The organism is Mycobacterium sp. 050128, assembly GCF_036409155.1.
In the GTDB taxonomy this organism is placed as follows: domain Bacteria; phylum Actinomycetota; class Actinomycetes; order Mycobacteriales; family Mycobacteriaceae; genus Mycobacterium.
The window spans coordinates 264,815-281,167 of record NZ_JAZGLW010000001.1 but is presented as its reverse complement, the minus strand read 5'-3'; the positions used below and the strand labels follow the sequence as shown (position 1 = coordinate 281,167).

16 protein-coding genes are annotated in these 16,353 nt (G+C 67.0%); 9 read left to right on the top strand and 7 right to left on the bottom strand.

What is annotated here, in order from left to right; all coding sequences use genetic code 11:
* Nucleotides 1-75: 75 nt before the first annotated feature.
* Genes SKC41_RS01405 through SKC41_RS01385 form a run of 5 tightly spaced genes read right to left on the bottom strand, consistent with a single transcriptional unit; the run spans nt 76 to nt 4,017 of the window.
* Nucleotides 76-498: a SufE family protein gene (locus SKC41_RS01405; protein ID WP_330975986.1), complete on the bottom strand. Its 423-nt coding sequence runs from the start codon at nt 496-498 to the stop codon at nt 76-78.
* On the bottom strand, nt 495-1,400 hold the full coding sequence (locus SKC41_RS01400; protein ID WP_330975985.1) for a sulfurtransferase: 906 nt from the start codon (nt 1,398-1,400) through the stop codon (nt 495-497). Before SKC41_RS01400 ends, SKC41_RS01405 begins: the two co-directional genes overlap by 4 nt.
* A gap of 57 nt (nt 1,401-1,457) precedes the next feature.
* On the bottom strand, nt 1,458-2,102 hold the full coding sequence (locus tag SKC41_RS01395; RefSeq protein ID WP_330975984.1) for a Maf family protein: 645 nt from the start codon (nt 2,100-2,102) through the stop codon (nt 1,458-1,460).
* On the bottom strand, nt 2,099-2,380 hold the full coding sequence (locus SKC41_RS01390) for an acyl-CoA carboxylase subunit epsilon (RefSeq protein ID WP_330975983.1): 282 nt from the start codon (nt 2,378-2,380) through the stop codon (nt 2,099-2,101). The genes SKC41_RS01395 and SKC41_RS01390 overlap by 4 nt, the downstream gene beginning before the upstream one ends.
* On the bottom strand, nt 2,377-4,017 hold the full coding sequence (locus SKC41_RS01385) for an acyl-CoA carboxylase subunit beta (protein ID WP_330975982.1): 1,641 nt from the start codon (nt 4,015-4,017) through the stop codon (nt 2,377-2,379). The genes SKC41_RS01390 and SKC41_RS01385 overlap by 4 nt, the downstream gene beginning before the upstream one ends.
* A 39-nt stretch (nt 4,018-4,056) precedes the next feature.
* On the opposite strand from SKC41_RS01385, the gene SKC41_RS01380 reads away from it, so the two are divergent.
* Genes SKC41_RS01380 through SKC41_RS01370 form a run of 3 tightly spaced genes read left to right on the top strand, consistent with a single transcriptional unit; the run spans nt 4,057 to nt 6,983 of the window.
* Nucleotides 4,057-5,622: an FAD-binding protein gene (locus SKC41_RS01380; protein WP_330975981.1), complete on the top strand. Its 1,566-nt coding sequence runs from the start codon at nt 4,057-4,059 to the stop codon at nt 5,620-5,622.
* A 26-nt stretch (nt 5,623-5,648) separates the two neighbouring features.
* Entirely contained in the window at nt 5,649-6,455 is an 807-nt protein-coding gene (locus tag SKC41_RS01375) for a biotin--[acetyl-CoA-carboxylase] ligase (RefSeq protein ID WP_330975980.1), read from the top strand.
* A 9-nt stretch (nt 6,456-6,464) separates the two neighbouring features.
* Nucleotides 6,465-6,983 carry a PH domain-containing protein gene (locus tag SKC41_RS01370; RefSeq protein WP_330975979.1) on the top strand — a complete coding sequence of 173 codons (519 nt, stop codon included), beginning with the start codon at nt 6,465-6,467 and terminating at the stop codon, nt 6,981-6,983.
* Here the strand turns inward: SKC41_RS01370 and SKC41_RS01365 are convergent.
* On the bottom strand, nt 6,938-7,597 hold the full coding sequence (locus SKC41_RS01365) for a GtrA family protein (protein WP_330975978.1): 660 nt from the start codon (nt 7,595-7,597) through the stop codon (nt 6,938-6,940). The genes SKC41_RS01370 and SKC41_RS01365 overlap by 46 nt on opposite strands.
* A gap of 98 nt (nt 7,598-7,695) precedes the next feature.
* Here SKC41_RS01365 and SKC41_RS01360 point away from each other — a divergent pair, with 98 nt between their 5' ends.
* The 6 genes from SKC41_RS01360 (at nt 7,696) to SKC41_RS01335 (ending at nt 13,968) form a co-directional block, all read left to right on the top strand.
* Nucleotides 7,696-8,919, top strand: a complete 1,224-nt coding sequence (locus tag SKC41_RS01360; protein ID WP_330975977.1) for a 5-(carboxyamino)imidazole ribonucleotide synthase — start codon at nt 7,696-7,698, stop codon at nt 8,917-8,919.
* Nucleotides 8,912-9,427 (top strand): 5-(carboxyamino)imidazole ribonucleotide mutase, encoded by a 516-nt coding sequence (purE, locus tag SKC41_RS01355; RefSeq protein ID WP_330975976.1) that lies wholly within the window; start codon nt 8,912-8,914, stop codon nt 9,425-9,427. The genes SKC41_RS01360 and purE overlap by 8 nt, the downstream gene beginning before the upstream one ends.
* 23 nt (nt 9,428-9,450) lie before the next feature.
* Nucleotides 9,451-10,620 carry an acyl-CoA dehydrogenase gene (locus tag SKC41_RS01350; RefSeq protein ID WP_330975975.1) on the top strand — a complete coding sequence of 390 codons (1,170 nt, stop codon included), beginning with the start codon at nt 9,451-9,453 and terminating at the stop codon, nt 10,618-10,620.
* A 143-nt stretch (nt 10,621-10,763) separates the two neighbouring features.
* Complete coding sequence (locus SKC41_RS01345) at nt 10,764-11,948, top strand: PP2C family protein-serine/threonine phosphatase (protein WP_330975974.1); 1,185 nt, start codon at nt 10,764-10,766, stop codon at nt 11,946-11,948.
* Nucleotides 11,945-13,531 carry a sensor histidine kinase gene (locus SKC41_RS01340; protein ID WP_330975973.1) on the top strand — a complete coding sequence of 529 codons (1,587 nt, stop codon included), beginning with the start codon at nt 11,945-11,947 and terminating at the stop codon, nt 13,529-13,531. The genes SKC41_RS01345 and SKC41_RS01340 overlap by 4 nt, the downstream gene beginning before the upstream one ends.
* Nucleotides 13,528-13,968, top strand: a complete 441-nt coding sequence (locus SKC41_RS01335; RefSeq protein ID WP_330975972.1) for a response regulator — start codon at nt 13,528-13,530, stop codon at nt 13,966-13,968. The genes SKC41_RS01340 and SKC41_RS01335 overlap by 4 nt, the downstream gene beginning before the upstream one ends.
* Here the strand turns inward: SKC41_RS01335 and SKC41_RS01330 are convergent.
* On the bottom strand, nt 13,907-16,195 hold the full coding sequence (locus SKC41_RS01330; RefSeq protein ID WP_330975971.1) for a SulP family inorganic anion transporter: 2,289 nt from the start codon (nt 16,193-16,195) through the stop codon (nt 13,907-13,909). The two genes, SKC41_RS01335 and SKC41_RS01330, sit on opposite strands and share 62 nt — an antisense overlap.
* Nucleotides 16,196-16,353: the final 158 nt, after the last annotated feature.

Here is a 16,353-nt window from a genome sequence, read left to right as displayed (position 1 = left end):
ATTTCTTACAACGATTTCGGGGGAAGTCTAAGCGCCGCGCCGCCGGGACGATGAGGCGGTGTCGGTATTCGGGGGTTACTCGGCGGTATCTCGCAGCCGCCTTTTGATGCGGGCCAGCATCGCCGACATGCCCCGCAGCCGCAGCGGGCTGATCAGAGCGGCCAACCCGAGTTCGCTGTAGAAATCTTCGGGCACCCCCAGGATGTCGGCGGCCGATTGCTCGTCGAGGCCGGCGGCCAGGATCGAAGCAAACCCGCGGGTGGTCGGCGCTTCGGCGGGAGCGCTGAAATACAGCCGCACCCGGTTCGCGTCGTGCGCGTCGACGTGCAAGAACAGCGGCGACTGGCACTCGGGGACCGGCTCCATCGACGCTTCGGCCAAAAAGGGCGGCAGGGCTGGAAGTTCATCGGCATATTCCAGCAAGAGCTTCAGCTTGTCCTGACCCTGCACTTCGGCGAAGTCGGACACCACCTCGGCGAGGGGGGCGGGCAGAGTCATCGGGCCGGTACGGCTCCTGGTGTCTGCCCTGGTTCAGAGCCCGCGACGATCGGCACCCGCACGGTGTTGCCCCACTCGGTCCAGGACCCGTCGTAATTGCGGACGCCGGGCTTGCCCAGCAGGTGGGTGAGCACGAACCAGGTGTGGCTGGACCGCTCTCCGATGCGGCAGTACACGACGGTCTTGTCGTCGGGTTGCAGGAATCCGTACAGCTCTTCGAGTTCCTCGCGGCTGCGGAACCGGCCGCTCTCGTCGACCGCCTTGCCCCACGGGATCGATCGGGCGGTCGGGATGTGGCCGGCACGCAGCGCGCCCTCTTCGGGGTAGTCGGGCATGTGCGTGCGTTTGCCGGTGTATTCGTCGGGTGAGCGCACGTCGATCAGCGGCTGGCTGCCCAGGATGTCGAGCACGTCGTCCTTGTAGGCGCGGATCGGTGCGTCGTTGCGGGCGACGACGGGGTAGCCGGTCGAAGTCTTGGTCGGCACCTCGAGGCTGGTGTCGCGTCGCTCGGACAGCCACAGGTCACGCCCGCCGTTGAGCAACCGCACATCGGGGTGGCCGAACAACGTGAAGACCCATAGCGCGTACGCCGCCCACCAGTTGCTCTTGTCGCCGTAGATCACCACGGTGTCGTCGCGCGAGATGCCCTTGCGGTTCATCAATTCCGCGAATTGCTCACCGGAGATGTAGTCGCGGACCCGCGGGTCGTTGAGGTCGGTGTGCCAGTCGATCTTGACCGCGCCGGGAATGTGCCCGACGTCGTAGAGCAACACGTCCTCGTCGGATTCGACGATCGCCAGACCGGGCGAGCCCATGTGGCCGGACAGCCAGTCGGCGGTGACTAGGCGTTCAGGGTGGGCGTAGGCCGACAGCGTGGGGCTTGAATCGGGAGGTAGCGGCACATGGCAAAGCCTACCCACGCGAGTCTGCGCGGCCGACACCGTCGAGCCGGTAATTCCTTACGGGCTCGGCGTGTTGTCCGCCCACAGTGCCGCGATGGACAGGCCCGCGCGGCGCAGCAGCGCACGCGTCAGCGGCAATCCGATTCCCACCACGGCCGATGGATCGCCGTCGACGCCGTCGATGAACCAGCCGCCCAGGCCGTCCAGGGTGAAGCCGCCGGCGACCCGCAGCGATTCGCCGTCGGCCAGGTAGGCCTCCAGGTCGTCGGGCTCCGGTGTTCCGAAATGCACTGTGGTGATTGATGTTTGCGCTTGGCAATGGACAATGTTGTTGTCCTGCATACGGATAACGCAGTGACCGGTATAGAGCTGGCCGGAGCGCCCGGCCATCGACTGCCAGAGCCGGCGCGCGGCCTCGACGGATTCGGGCTTGCCGCACAGCCCGCCGTCGAGGTACAGCATCGAATCACAGCCGATCACAACACAATCCGTCGCAACGGCGGCATCCAGTTCGCCGGCCACCTGCTCGGCCTTGGCCTGGGCCAGCGCACAGACCACGTCACCGGGCGAGGCGTCCGGTCCCAGATTGGCGATCAGGCGATCCTCGTCGACGCCGGAGACGACGACCAGGGGATCGATGCCCGCCTGGCGCAGCACCTTGAGGCGGCCGCCGGAGGCCGACCCGAGTACGACCCGGGTCATCGCTGCATGTGGATGCGTTCCTGCAGGGTGATGCGCTGATAGTTGCTGATCGCATAGCGCAGCTTGTCGACCGGAAGACCCCAGCGGGTGCTCTCGGGCTGCTCGGGCTGCGCGCCACCACCCACGGCACTGCCCAGCACGGTGATCAGCGCGGCCACCTCCGCGGGGGTGGGACGGCCCCGCAGAATCTGGATGTGCGGCACGTGCGGGGTCCCGGCGGCCTCGGCGGTCTCTTCGCCCGCGGGGGCCGAACCGTTCGTCTCGTTCCCGTCACTCATAGCGGAATGTTCCCGTGCTTCTTCGGCGGCAGGTGGGCGATCTTGCGTTCCAGCAGGCGCAGCGCCGTGCCGATGTAACCGCGGGTATGCGACGGCGGGATGACCGAGTCGACGTAACCGCGCTCGGCGGCGACGTACGGGTTGACCAGCGTGTCCTCGTACTCCTGCTGCAACTGCAGCCGCAGCTCGTCGACGTCACGGCCCTCGGCGGCGGCCTGCTTGAGCTGCTGGCGGTAGACGAAGCCGACCGCGCCGGAGGCGCCCATGACCGCGATCTGCGCAGTCGGCCAGGCCAGGTTGACGTCGCAGCCCATGTCCTTGGACCCCATCACGCAGTAGGCACCGCCGTAGGCCTTGCGGGTGATGACGGTGATCTTCGGGACGGTCGCCTCGCCGTAGGCGAACAGCAGCTTGGCGCCGCGGCGGATGATGCCGTTGTATTCCTGGCCGGTGCCCGGCAGGAAGCCGGGCACGTCCACCAGCATGATGATCGGGATGTTGAAGCAGTCGCAGGTCCGCACGAACCGGGCTGCCTTCTCGGAGGCGTTGATGTCCAGGCAGCCCGCGAACTGAGTGGGCTGGTTGGCCACGATCCCGACCGGCCGGCCGTCGACCCTGCCGAATCCGACGACGATGTTCTGCGCGTAACCGGCCTGGATTTCCAGGAATTCGTCGTCGTCGAGGATGCGGGTGATCACCTCGTGCATGTCGTACGGCTGGTTGGGCGAGTCCGGGATCAGCGTGTCCAGCTCGAGGTCCTCTTCGGTGAGGTTCTCCTCGATCGGGCCCGCCGGGGCCGGCACCGCGTAGCGGGGGGCGTCGGTGAAGTTGTTGGGCGGCAGGTAACCGAGCAGGTCGCGGACCCAGTCGAAGGCGTCCTGCTCGCCGGAGGCGACGTAGTGCAGCGTGCCCGACTTGGCCATGTGGGTGTGGGCGCCGCCGAGTTCCTCCATCGTGACGTCCTCGCCGGTGACGGTCTTGATGACGTCGGGTCCGGTGATGAACATCTGGCTGGTCTGATCGACCATCACCACGAAGTCGGTGAGGGCGGGGGAGTACACGTGCCCACCCGCGGCTGCCCCCATGATCAGCGAGATCTGCGGGATGACGCCCGACGCCAGGATGTTGTTGCGGAAGATGCGGCTGTAGAGGCCCAGCGAGACGACACCCTCCTGGATGCGCGCGCCCGCCCCGTCGTTGATGCCGATCAGCGGGCGGCCGGTCTTGATGGCCAGCTCCTGGACCTTGACGATCTTCTCGCCGTAGACCTCGCCGAGGCTGCCGCCGAACACCGTGGCGTCCTGGCTGAAGATGCAGACGTCGCGGCCGTCGATGGTGCCGTAGCCGGTGATCACACCGTCGCCGAGCGGGCGGTTGGCTTCCAGGCCGAAGTTGGTGCTGCGGTGCTTGGCCAGCGCGTCGAGCTCGACGAACGAGTCCTCGTCCAGCAGGGCGAGGATGCGCTCGCGGGCGGTCAGCTTGCCCTTGGCGTGCACCTTCTCGACGGCCTCTTCACCGACGGGGTGCAGCGACTCTTCCCGGCGCTTGTGCAGTTCGGCCAGCTTGCCCGCGGTGGTGTGGATGTCAATGGTGTGCTCGGCAGCGGGTTCCGCAGTGTGGTCGGTAACGCTCGTCATGGGAGTCGAGCTTAGCGGCGGGGATAGGCTGCGCTGACTATGGGCACGGTGCAGTGGAGCCAAGAGTGCGACGTGCTGGTCGCGGGGTCGGGCGGCGGCGGGGTCACGGGTGCCTACACCGCGGCGCGCGAAGGACTCGAGGTGCTGCTGGTCGAGGCGACCGACAAATTCGGTGGCACGACGGCCTACTCCGGCGGCGGCGGCGTCTGGTTCCCCTGCAACCCGGTGCTCGTCCGGGCCGGCATGGACGACGACACCATCGAGGACGCCCTCACCTACTACCGGGCGGTGGTCGGCGACCGCACCCCCCGCGACCTCCAGGAGACGTTCGTGCGCGGTGGCGCGCCGCTGATCGAGTATCTGGAGGAAGACCCAAACCTGAAGTTCGTGCCGTTGCCCTGGCCCGACTACTACGGCAAGGCACCGAAGGCGCGCCTGGACGGGCAGCGCCACATCGCCGCCAAGCCGTTGAAAGTGGCCGCCGCTCCCGAATTGCGCGACGCGATTCGCGGGCCGCTGGACACCGACCGGCTCGGCGCCGAAACCCCGCCCGACTACTACCTCGGCGGCCGCGCGCTGATCGCGCGTTTCCTCAAGGCCATCGAGCAGTACCCCAGCGCGTCGCTGCAACGCGACACCGCGCTGGTCGAGCTGGTGATGTCCGACGGGCCGCATAGGCGGGTCACGGGAGCGATCGTCGAGACCGCCGGCGAGCGCCGCGCGATCCGCACCCGGCTGGGCGTGCTGCTGGCCGCCGGCGGTTTCGAAGCCAACGAGGAGTTGCGCCGCGAATACGGCGTGCCGGGCGTGGCGCGAGACACCATGGGCGGCCCGGGAAGTCGCGGTCTGGCACTGCGGGCCGGCATCGCCGCGGGCGCCGACACCGACCTGCTGGACCAGGCGTGGTGGTCACCGGGCATGACCCATCCCGACGGCCGCTCGGCGTTCGCGCTGTGGTTCACCGGCGGCATCTTCGTCAACCAGCACGGCAATCGGTTCGTCAACGAGTCGAGGGCCTACGACCGGGCCGGGCGCGAGATCATCGCGCAGCTACAAGACGGCTCAATGTCGTTGCCGTACTGGATGATCTACGACGACAAGGAAGGCGAGGTGCCGCCGGTCAAGGCCGCCAACGTGTCCATCGTCGAGACCGAGAAGTACGTCGCTGCCGGGCTGTGGCACACCGCCGACACTCTCGAGGAGCTGGCCGCCAAGATCGGGGTCCCGGGGGATCGGCTGGCCGCAACTGTGGCCCGGTTCAACGGTTTTGCCGCATCCGGCGTCGACGAGGACTTCGGCCGCGGCGACGAGGCCTTCGACCGCGCCTTCTCGGCGGGCGCGTCGCCGCTGGTGCCCATCGACTCACCGCCGTATCACGCCGCGCAGTTCGGCCTGTCCGATCTGGGCACCAAGGGCGGCCTGCGCACCGATACCGCGGCGCGGGTGCTCGACACCTCCGGCAAGCCCATCCCCGGTCTGTACGCGGCGGGCAACACGATGGCCGCGCCCAGCGGGCTGGCCTATCCCGGCGGCGGTAACCCGATCGGGACCAGCATGCTGTTCAGCCACCTGGCGGCGCTGGACATGCGAGATCGCCGTCACTGAGCTCCGGCCCTCTAGGCTGGACGTCGATGGATCGCGACTCACTGAGGCCGCCACTGGATGCGGCCGCGCTGCGCACCGAGCTCGTCGGGACCGGATTGGGTTGGCGGCGGCTCGATGTCGTCGAGCAGACCGGTTCCACGAACGCCGATCTACTGGCTCGCGCGGCCGACGGCACCGACATCGCCGGAGCGGTGCTGATCGCCGAACACCAGACCGCCGGTCGCGGACGGCACGGCCGCGGCTGGTCGGCTTCGCCGCGGGCACAGATCACGATGTCGGTCGCGGTGAGCGTCGTCGACGTCCCGGTCACCGGGTGGGGCTGGCTGCCGCTGGCCACCGGAGTGGCGGTGGTCGACGCCGTGGCCCCGCTGTTGGGCGGGGTGGAACTCGGCCTCAAGTGGCCCAACGACGTGCTGGCCGCGGGTGGCAAGCTGGCCGGAATCCTCGCCGAGGTGGCGCGGCCGGTCGTGGTAATTGGCCTGGGGCTCAACGTGACTCAGGCACCCGAGGAGGTCGACGGTCCGAGGGCGACCTCCTTGTTCGACCTGGGCGTGGCCGCCCCCGACCGCGGTCAACTGGTCGGCGCGGTGCTGCGCGAGCTCGGCGGGCGGATCGTGGCGTGGCAGGCCGCTCGCGGGGCCGACTGGCAGTTAGCCGCCGACTACCGGGCACGCAGCCTGACCATCGGCACCCGGGTGCGCGCACAGCTGCCCGGCGGCAAGGAGATCGTCGGGACGGCCAGCGGAATCGACGATCAGGGCCGGCTGTGTCTGGAGGCCGGCAACGAGACCGTCGTCGTTTCCGCCGGTGACGTCGTGCATTTGCGGGGCTAGTGTCACCACATGAGCTATCCCGATAACGCCCTGGCCGCCGGCGAACAGGTCGTCATACACCGTCATCCGCACTGGAAGCGACTGATCTGGCCGGTGCTGATCTTCATCCTGGTTACCGGGCTGGCGGCGTTCGGGTCGGGCTACGTCAACTCCACGCACTGGGAGCAGATGGCCAAGAACATCATCCACGGCGTCATCTGGGGGATCTGGTTGGTGATCGTCGGCTGGCTGACGCTGTGGCCCGTATTGACTTGGCTCACCACACATTTCGTCGTCACCAATCGCCGGGTGATGTATCGGCACGGATTGCTGACCCGCAACGGGATCGATATCCCGCTGGCGCGGATCAATAGTGTGGAATTCCGGGACAAGATTTGGGAGCGACCGTTTCGCACCGGGACGCTGATTATCGAGTCGGCGTCACAGGATCCGTTGGAGTTCTACAACATTCCGCGGCTGCGCGAGGTGCACGCGCTGCTGTATCACGAAGTCTTCGACACCCTGGGTTCCGACGAGTCACCGAGCTGATTGATCCGGCTCCGCCGGTTGCGCCAGGCGCGCAGCAGGGTGACGTTGCCGGACTCGACCTCATCCTCGAATACCTCGGCGATCCCGCCGGCGGTAAGCGCGGATTCGATTGCCTTGTCGGGGTTGCGGGCGAACTGGTCGGGGAACACCCAACGCCGGAACGCCCAGAAGCGGAACGCCATCTGCAGCAGGTTGCCGATGATGTAGGCGGAGATGAAGTCCGCGATGTTCTCCACGGTCAGCGACACCATCGGTTCCCGCAGCTGCAGGATGTAGCTGGACACCCACAGCGGCGCCATGCTCAGCAGCACCCCCACACCGCTGAACGCGAAGAACAGCAGCGCCTCGTGATGGCGCTCGCGGCCGCCCCGGTCGCGGAAGCTCCACTCGCGGTTCAGCACGTAGGACGCGATGACCGCGACGATGCCCGCGATCACCTTGGCCGTCACCGGCTTGTAGTCGAGAATCGTCAGCTTGAGCGTGTAGAAAATTGCCGAGTCGATGATGAAGGTGGTGCCCCCGACGATGGCGAATTTGATGAATTCATGATGGCGCTGTGCATAGGGCTGAAAGGCCTGGGGCAAGCGCGCGATTGTGGCATCGGCAAAGGACACAACACGTGAGTGTACGGACGGACTCGAAAACGGCGCAAAATGATACATAACGATTTCGCGTCACAGCCGGTCAACACGCCGTTGGGTGCCGTGACACCATGATGGCCGTGCCGAGTACACGCAGCCCGTTGGTCGCCATGGTCGGCGGCGGTCAGCTAGCCCGGATGACGCACCAGGCCGCGATCGCGCTGGGGCAGAGCCTGCGGGTGCTGGCGCTGGCCGCCGACGAGCCCGCCGCCCAGGTCACCCCCGATGTGGTGATCGGTTCGCACACCGATCTGGAGGACCTGCGCCGGGTCGCCGCCGGCGCCGACGTGCTGACTTTCGACCACGAGCACGTCCCGGCGGAGCTGCTGGAGAAGCTGGTCGCCGACGGTGTCAACGTGGCACCGCCACCGCAGGCCTTGTTGCACGCCCAGGACAAGCTGGTGATGCGCCGCCGGCTGGAGGCCCTCGGTGCCGCGGTGCCGCGCTATCTCGGCCTGGATTCCCTCGACCGCCTCGACGAGGTGGACGCCTTCGCGGGCCGTGTCGACGCCCCGCTGGTGGTCAAGGCGGCCCGCGGGGGCTACGACGGCCGGGGCGTGCAGCTGGCGCGCGACCTGGCGGATGCGCGCGAGATCGCCCGCGCCTACCTGGCCGACGGCGTGCCGGTGGTGCTCGAGGAGAAGGTCGAACTGCGCCGCGAATTGTCGGCGCTGGTCGCCCGCTCGCCGTTCGGGCAGGGTGCGGCGTGGCCGGTGGTCCAGACGGTGCAGGCCGACGGCATCTGCGTGCAGGTGATCGCGCCCGCGCCCGAGCTGCCCGAGGGCGTGGCCGCGACCGCGCAGCAGCTGGCGCTGCGGCTGGCGGCCGAACTCGGCGTGGTCGGTGTGCTCGCCGTCGAGCTGTTCGAGACGACGAGCGGCGCGGTGCTGGTCAACGAGCTCGCGATGCGGCCGCACAACTCCGGGCACTGGACGATGGACGGTTCGCGCACCAGCCAGTTCGAACAGCATCTGCGGGCGGTGCTGGACTACCCGCTCGGCGACACCGATGCCATCGCGCCGGTGACCGTGATGGCCAACGTGCTGGGGGCGGCGCAGCCGCCGGAAATGACCGTCGACGAGCGGTTGCATCACCTGTACGCCCGGATGCCCGACGCGCGGGTACACCTCTACGGCAAGGACGAGCGCCCGGGCCGCAAAGTCGGGCACGTCAATTTCCTCGGCGGCCAGGGCGTCGGGGTCGCGGACTTGCCGAAGCTTCGTGCCCGGGCCGAGCTGGCGGCACACTGGTTGTCACATGGGCAGTGGTCGGACGGATGGGATCCACATGGTTAGCGCGCCTCGCGTCGGGGTGATCATGGGCAGCGACAGCGACTGGTCGGTGATGGCCGACGCCGCCGCGGCGCTGGCCGAGTTCGACATCCCGGCCGAGGTCCGGGTGGTCTCGGCGCATCGCACCCCGGGCGTGATGTTCGACTATGCCCGCGGCGCGGCCGACCGCGGCATCGAGGTGATCATCGCGGGCGCCGGGGGTGCCGCCCACCTGCCCGGCATGGTCGCGTCCGCGACGCCGCTGCCGGTGATCGGGGTGCCGGTGCCACTGGCCCGGCTGGACGGCATGGACTCACTGCTGTCGATCGTGCAGATGCCCGCCGGCGTGCCGGTGGCCACCGTCTCGATCGGTGGCGCCCGCAATGCGGGGTTGCTGGCGGTGCGGATTCTCGGCTCCCGCGACCCCGCGCTGCGGGCCCGGATCGTGGCGTTCCAGGAGCAGCTGGCCGACAGCGTGCGGGCGAAGGATGAGGCCCTGCAAGAGCTCCAGGGTAAAGTTACCGGCGAGTAGCAACAGGGCTAGGAGATTTCAAGATGGCTGCATGGGCCGGACACCCCGACTTCGATCTGTTCCAGTTGCCCGAGGAACACCAGGAGTTACGGGCGGCGATTCGGGCACTGGCGGAAAAGGAAATCGCTCCGCACGCCGCGGATGTGGATGAGAATGCCCGCTTCCCGCAGGAGGCGCTGGACGCGCTGAACGCCTCGGGCTTCAACGCCGTGCACGTGCCCGAGGAGTACGGCGGCCAGGGCGCGGACTCCGTGGCGGCCTGCATCGTCATCGAAGAGGTCGCCCGGGTCGACACGTCGGCTTCGCTGATCCCGGCGGTGAACAAGCTCGGCACCATGGGCCTGATCCTGCGCGGCTCGGACGAACTGAAGAAGCAGGTCTTGCCGTCGATCGCGGACGGCACCGCGATGGCGTCCTACGCCCTGAGCGAGCGCGAAGCCGGCAGCGACGCGGCCGCGATGCGCACCCGCGCCAAGGCAGACGGGGACGACTGGATTCTCAACGGCGCCAAGTGCTGGATCACCAACGGCGGCAAGTCAACCTGGTACACCGTGATGGCGGTGACCGATCCCGACAAGGGCGCCAACGGTATCTCGTCGTTCATGGTGCACAAGGACGACGAGGGGTTCACCGTCGGACCGAAGGAGCGCAAGCTCGGCATCAAGGGCTCGCCGACCACCGAGCTCTATTTCGAGAACTGCCGCATCCCGGGCGACCGGATCATCGGCGAGCCCGGCACCGGCTTCAAGACGGCGCTGGCCACGCTGGATCACACCCGCCCCACCATCGGGGCGCAGGCCGTGGGCATCGCCCAGGGCGCGGTGGACGCGGCGATCGCCTACACCAAGGACCGCAAGCAGTTCGGCGAGTCGATCAGCAGCTTCCAGGGCGTGCAGTTCATGCTGGCCGACATGGCGATGAAGGTGGAGGCCGCTCGGCTGATGGTCTATAGCGCGGCCGCGCGGGCCGAGCGTGGCGAGTCGAATCTGGGCTTCATCTCGGCGGCGTCGAAATGCTTTGCCTCCGACGTCGCGATGGAGGTCACCACCGACGCCGTGCAACTGTTCGGCGGCGCCGGCTACACCATCGACTTTCCCGTCGAGCGGATGATGCGTGACGCCAAGATCACCCAGATCTATGAGGGAACAAACCAGATTCAGCGCGTGGTCATGTCACGGGCCCTGCTGCGCTGACCGTTTTCCGGGACCCGGTGCCCAGAAACTCAGGTTGCCTAATAGGATCGTGCGCTACAACCAAGCTCAGCATGTGCCGTTCGGAGGGTAGCGGCCACGCGTAGCGCCAAATGAGCAGGGTACGACTGCGGCAAGGGGTGCGGATGCTTAGCCCAGTCACGCCGGCGGCGCACTGGCAGACGTTGTCGTTACTGCTGGTCGAAGACGATCGCGCCGACGCCGTGCTGGTCGGAGACCTGATTTCCAGCGCGGTCGACGACATCCGCGTGACCTGGGCGCAGTCGATGGCCCACGCCGAGCGCGAGCTGGCTTCGGCCCGGCCGGACTGCGTACTGCTGGATCTACATCTGCCCGACGCCAGCGGTATCGAGGCCCTGGACCGCATCGCCAAACGCGACGCCACGGTGCCGATCGTGGTGCTGACCGGTTTGAACGACGAATTCTTCGGTGCCTCCGCGGTTGCGGCCGGGGCACAGGATTATCTGGTCAAGGGCCGGGTCGAACCCGAAATGCTGCGACGTGCGCTGCTTTACGCGATCGAGCGCAAGCGGGTTGAGATCATCGCCGCGGATCTGCACGCGACGCAGCTTCGAGCCCGCGAGAACGCTTTGCTGGAACGCGGCCTGTTGCCGTCGCCGTTGCTGCTGGACAACCCGGGTGTCGAGATCGTCGCCCGATACCGGCCGAGTCGGGTGGACGCGCTGCTGTGCGGTGACTTCTACGACGTCGTGCAAACACCGGACCGGGTGGTGCACGTCTTGATCGGCGATGTCGCCGGACACGGGCCCGACGAGGCCGCCCTGGGCGCCGCGTTGCGAATCGCTTGGCGCGCCCTCACATTCGCGGGCGTGCGCGCCGCCGAATCGATGCGTCAGCTGGAGCGCGTGCTGCAGGCCGAACGGGCCGGCAGCGGGATCTTCGCGACGGTGCTGTCCCTGGAGATTCCGCCCGACACCCCGGGCATCACGTGTATCCGGGCCGGGCATCCGGGTATGTTGCGCCAAGGCGCCGCACCGGTGGAATGGATCGAGCCGCCGGCCGGGCCGGCGCTGGGACTGCGTGCCGACGACTGGCCGCAGTCCGAGCTGGATTTGCCGGTGGGGCAGGGGCTCTTGTTGCTCACCGACGGCCTCTTCGAGGGATATTCCGGGACCGGCAACGAACGACTGGGGGAGGATGGCTTGCTTGCACTGGCGCGTACCCACGATGGCTTGCCCAGTTCGGCTTTCGTCGATGCGCTCATCGACGGCGCCGAGGAACTCGCCCAGCCGCGCGGCGGCCTCACCGATGACATCGCCGTGGTGCGGGTAGAGCGGACGGCGACATGATCACCGACGGGCATCCGCGGGCACAACTGACCGTCCGGGGCTGGCTGTTCCTCGTCTTGTTGAGCATGGGGGTGCTGGTGCTCGCCGGCGCCGCAGCAGGCGCGGCATTGCTGAATCGCACCGACGAGGTGTCGCGCGGCCTGACCGAACAGATTCAGCCCGCGCGGCGGGCCGCCCTGCAGCTGCAGGCCGCGTTGCGCGACCAGGAAACCGGTGTGCGTGGCTATGCGATCGCCGCCGACCGGCAGTTCCTCACGCCCTACTACGACGGGCAACACGCCGAACAGGCGGCTGCCGAGGACGTCCGGCGGCTGCTGGGTCCGCGCGTGGACCTGGTCAACGATTTGGACGCCGTCGAGCGGGCCGCCGCCAATTGGCGAGCCAGCTCCGCCGAGCCGCTGATCGCGAGCGTGACCCCCACCGCCCCCGGCGTGGTGAACAGCAGGATGGCGGATCGCGGAAAAGCCGAGTTCGACCATTTGCGTGGACTTTTCGAGACGCAGAATACCGATCTCGCCGCGGCGGCCGCGCAGGCTACTGACGAATTGAACGACATCAAGGCCTGGCGGGACCGGGTGCTGGCTGCGGTGGTGCTGGTTTTCTTCGGCCTCGCAATCACATTGGGACTGCTGACCCGGGGTGCTATCACCCTACCGCTGGCGGCCCTGGCCGCGTCATGCCGGCGGATCACCGAGGGTAACTTCACCGAGACCATCTCGGTCCCGCGGCGGCCCAAGGATATTCGGGACATGGCCATCGATGTCGAGAACATGCGGCAGCGAATCGTTTCGGCACTGGACAATTCGCGGGCGGCCGAGGCGCGATTGGACGAGCAGGCAATCGAATTGAAGCGATCCAACGCCGAGCTCGAGCAGTTCGCCTATGTCGCCTCACACGATCTGCAGGAGCCGCTGCGCAAGGTCGCCTCGTTTTGCCAGTTGCTGGAAAAGCGTTACGGCGATCAGCTCGACGAGCGCGGGATCGAATACATCAACTATGCGGTTGACGGTGCCAAGCGGATGCAGGTGCTGATCAACGACCTGTTGAGCTTCTCCAGAGTCGGCCGGGTGGGTGGCAAGCAAACCGAGGTCGGGCTGGACGTGACGCTGGATGCGGCCGTGGCCAACCTCGCCACCGCCATCGAGGAGTCAAACACCGAGATCGTACGCCCGGCCCAGCCGCTGCCACAGATCCTCGGAGATCCGACACTGCTGACGATGTTGTGGCAGAACCTGATTGGCAATGCGATCAAGTTCCGTCACGTCGATCGGTCGCCCCGGATCGTCATCGAGTGCCAACTGCGTCCGGATACTCACCAGTGGCTACTGACCGTGTCGGACAACGGCATCGGCATCGCCGAGGAGTTCACCGAGAAGGTGTTCGTGATCTTCCAGCGGCTGCACGGCCGCGAGGTATACCCGGGAACGGGTGTCGGCCTGGCGCTGGTGAAGAAGATCGTCGAGTACCACGACGGCGCAGTCCGGATCGACACGACCTACACCGACGGAACCCGATTCGAGTTCACGCTCCCCGCTGCCGTGGACGCAGAGCACCCAGCCGCCCTGGAAGGAGCGCACCAATGACACCCGCCAGCAGAGCAATCGAGATCCTGCTCGTCGAAGACGACCCGGGAGATGAACTCATTACGCGGGAGGCGTTGGAGCATAACAAGTTCCAGAATCGGCTACATGTCGCGCACGACGGTGAAGAAGGGCTCGACTTCCTCTACAAGCGCGGTCGGTTCGGAGACGCACCACGACCGGATCTCATCCTGCTGGATCTGAACCTGCCCAAGTACGACGGTCGCCAGCTACTGGAGAAGGTGAAGTCCGACGCGGATCTCGCGCGTATCCCGGTCGTGGTGCTCACCACTTCCTCGGCGGAGGAAGACATTCTGCGCAGCTACAAGCTGCACGCCAACGCCTATGTCGCCAAGCCGGTCGACCTCGACCAATTCATCAGTGCGGTAAGGCAGATCGATGACTTCTTCCTGCAGGTGGTTCGTCTGCCGGGCGTGTAGCGGGGGGTTTTTCGGGGCACACGATGCCGCGCGGCGTCACCTCGTACACCCGGGTGGTCGCGATGTCGAAGAAGATGCCGACCACCTGAATATCGCCGGCCGTGACCGCGGTCGCCAAGATCGGGTGGCGGATCAGTCTTTCCAGCTGAATGGCGACGTTCACGATGCTCAGCTGGTCGATCTGCGAGTACCCGTTGGCCGCGGCGCTGGCGCGCGCCGGATGGTGATCCCGGTAGGCGGCCAGGCTGTCGCCGGCGTATTGCAGCCACTGGCCCATCGGTGTCGCGGATTGACGGGCGTCCTCGGCGAGGAGCACTTTCATCGCCGCGCACGACGAATGCCCGCAGATGACAACCGAACGCACGCCCAACTGGCTGGCCGCGAATTCGATTGCGGCGTCGACCGATCGGTCGTCGGAGTCGGTCGGCACCAGGTTGCCGAAGTTGCGAACGGTGTACAGGTCGCCGGGGCCGCTGGCAGTGATGACGTTCGGCAGGATCCGGGAATCCGCGCAGGTGAGGAACAGCGCATACGGGTCCTGGGCGCCGCCGAGCCCCGCGATGTGCTGGTGCAAAACGGCCGAGCCGTTGCGGTGATACTCATCGACGCGGTCGAGAATCGAAGCCTCGCCGTTGTTTTCGTGATTGGCGCGCGCCGACCGCCACGGCACCAGCCCGATCGGAGCGGACGCGAAGTGACGCTTCGGTGGGCTCACGTGCGCGTTCTGCAGCTTCGCGCCGGTCGTCTCCACGATCACCACCACGCCGCCGCGCGCTTCGTGCGTGCGTTGCCAATCCTCGATCGTTTCGGATACGGAGTCGTCGATGTAGTCCGCGTTCAGGTTCAGCGTCACCTCGGTACCCTGCGGCACCGACGCGAGCGCTTTGGTCAGGCGTGGCAGCAGCAGGAAGCTCAGCGTGCCGTCGATATCGATGCGCCATTGCTTAGACTGTTCGCCGCCGATCGGCTGCACCGCGACAGGTGCGCGAGTCACCCTGACCAGCAGGAAGCCGATGGCGACGGCGAGCCCAATGAGCACACCTTCCAGCAGGTTCAGGAACACCACCGACAAAATGGTGATGGCGTACACTGCGAAATTGCCTGTGCGCCAGGCCAGTTTGATGTGAGCCAGTTTGATCAGCTGGGCGCCGACCACGATCAGCAGTCCGGCCAGCGCGGCCTTCGGGATGAGTTCCACCAGGTCGGTGAACAGCGAGGCGAACAGCAGGATCCACACGCCGTGCAGCACCGCCGACATCCGGGTGCGGGCGCCCGCGGCCACGTTGGCCGAACTACGCACGATGACACCGGTGATCGGCAAGCCGCCAAGCAATCCGGATACCACGTTCGCGGTGCCCTGCCCGATGATCTCCTTGTCGAAGTTCGTGCGCGGCCCGTCGTGCAGTTTGTCGACACCGACCGCGCACAGCAGCGATTCGACACTGGCGATCAGGGCGATCGTCAGCACACCGATGGCGATGTCCTCGGTCTCGTCCAGCCACGGCTTGCCTTTCGGGGTCGCTCCCGAGATATGAGGCAGGTTAAGCGCGTCGAAGAAGTTGCCCGACAAGGAGATTCGATCGGTGTCCAGCCCCGCCGCGATCGCCAGCGCGGTCGCCGCGACGATAGCGACCAGTGGGGCGGGGATCATCCGAATCTTGGCGGGCAGCCTCGACCAGACCAACAAGATCGCGATGACCGTTGCACCCGTGATCACCTCATGTAGTTCGTGATGCAGAATCCCGTTGGGCAACGCCACCAGATTCTGCCAAGCAGAGCTGTGTGACGATCCCCCCATCAGTACGTGAATCTGCTGCAAAATGATCGTGATACCGATGCCCGCCAGCATTGCGTGCACGACCACCGGAGCAATAGCCAGCGCGGCGCGTGCCAGCCGGCTCAGCCCGAACGCGATCTGCAGCGCACCGGCGCCGATCGTCATCAGACACAACATCGGGAACCCGAAGTCGTCGATCAGCCCGGCGACCACGACCGTGAGGCCCGCGGCCGGGCCACTGACCTGGACCGACGACCCGCCGAAAGTGCCGGCGACGATGCCGCCCACTACCGCGGCGATCAAGCCGGCGGCCAGCGGGGCCCCGGAGGCGATCGCGATGCCCAGCGAAAGTGGCAGGGCCACAAGGAAGACGACGAGCGATGCGGGAACGTCGTGGCGCAGGTTCTTCAGAAGCGACCCGGATTTGGCCGTTTCCACAAGCGCATTCATACGTCGACTCCTCCAGCGGTTAGGAAGTCGGCAAGCGGCGGTCCGCTACCCCGAAGCTGACGACTCTTTATGACCGGTAGAACGTCGTGTGTCAATCATGCGCTCACCAGCCTTGGCAACCAAGACAAGTCAGATAAGCGGACGACAAGACGTCGTGC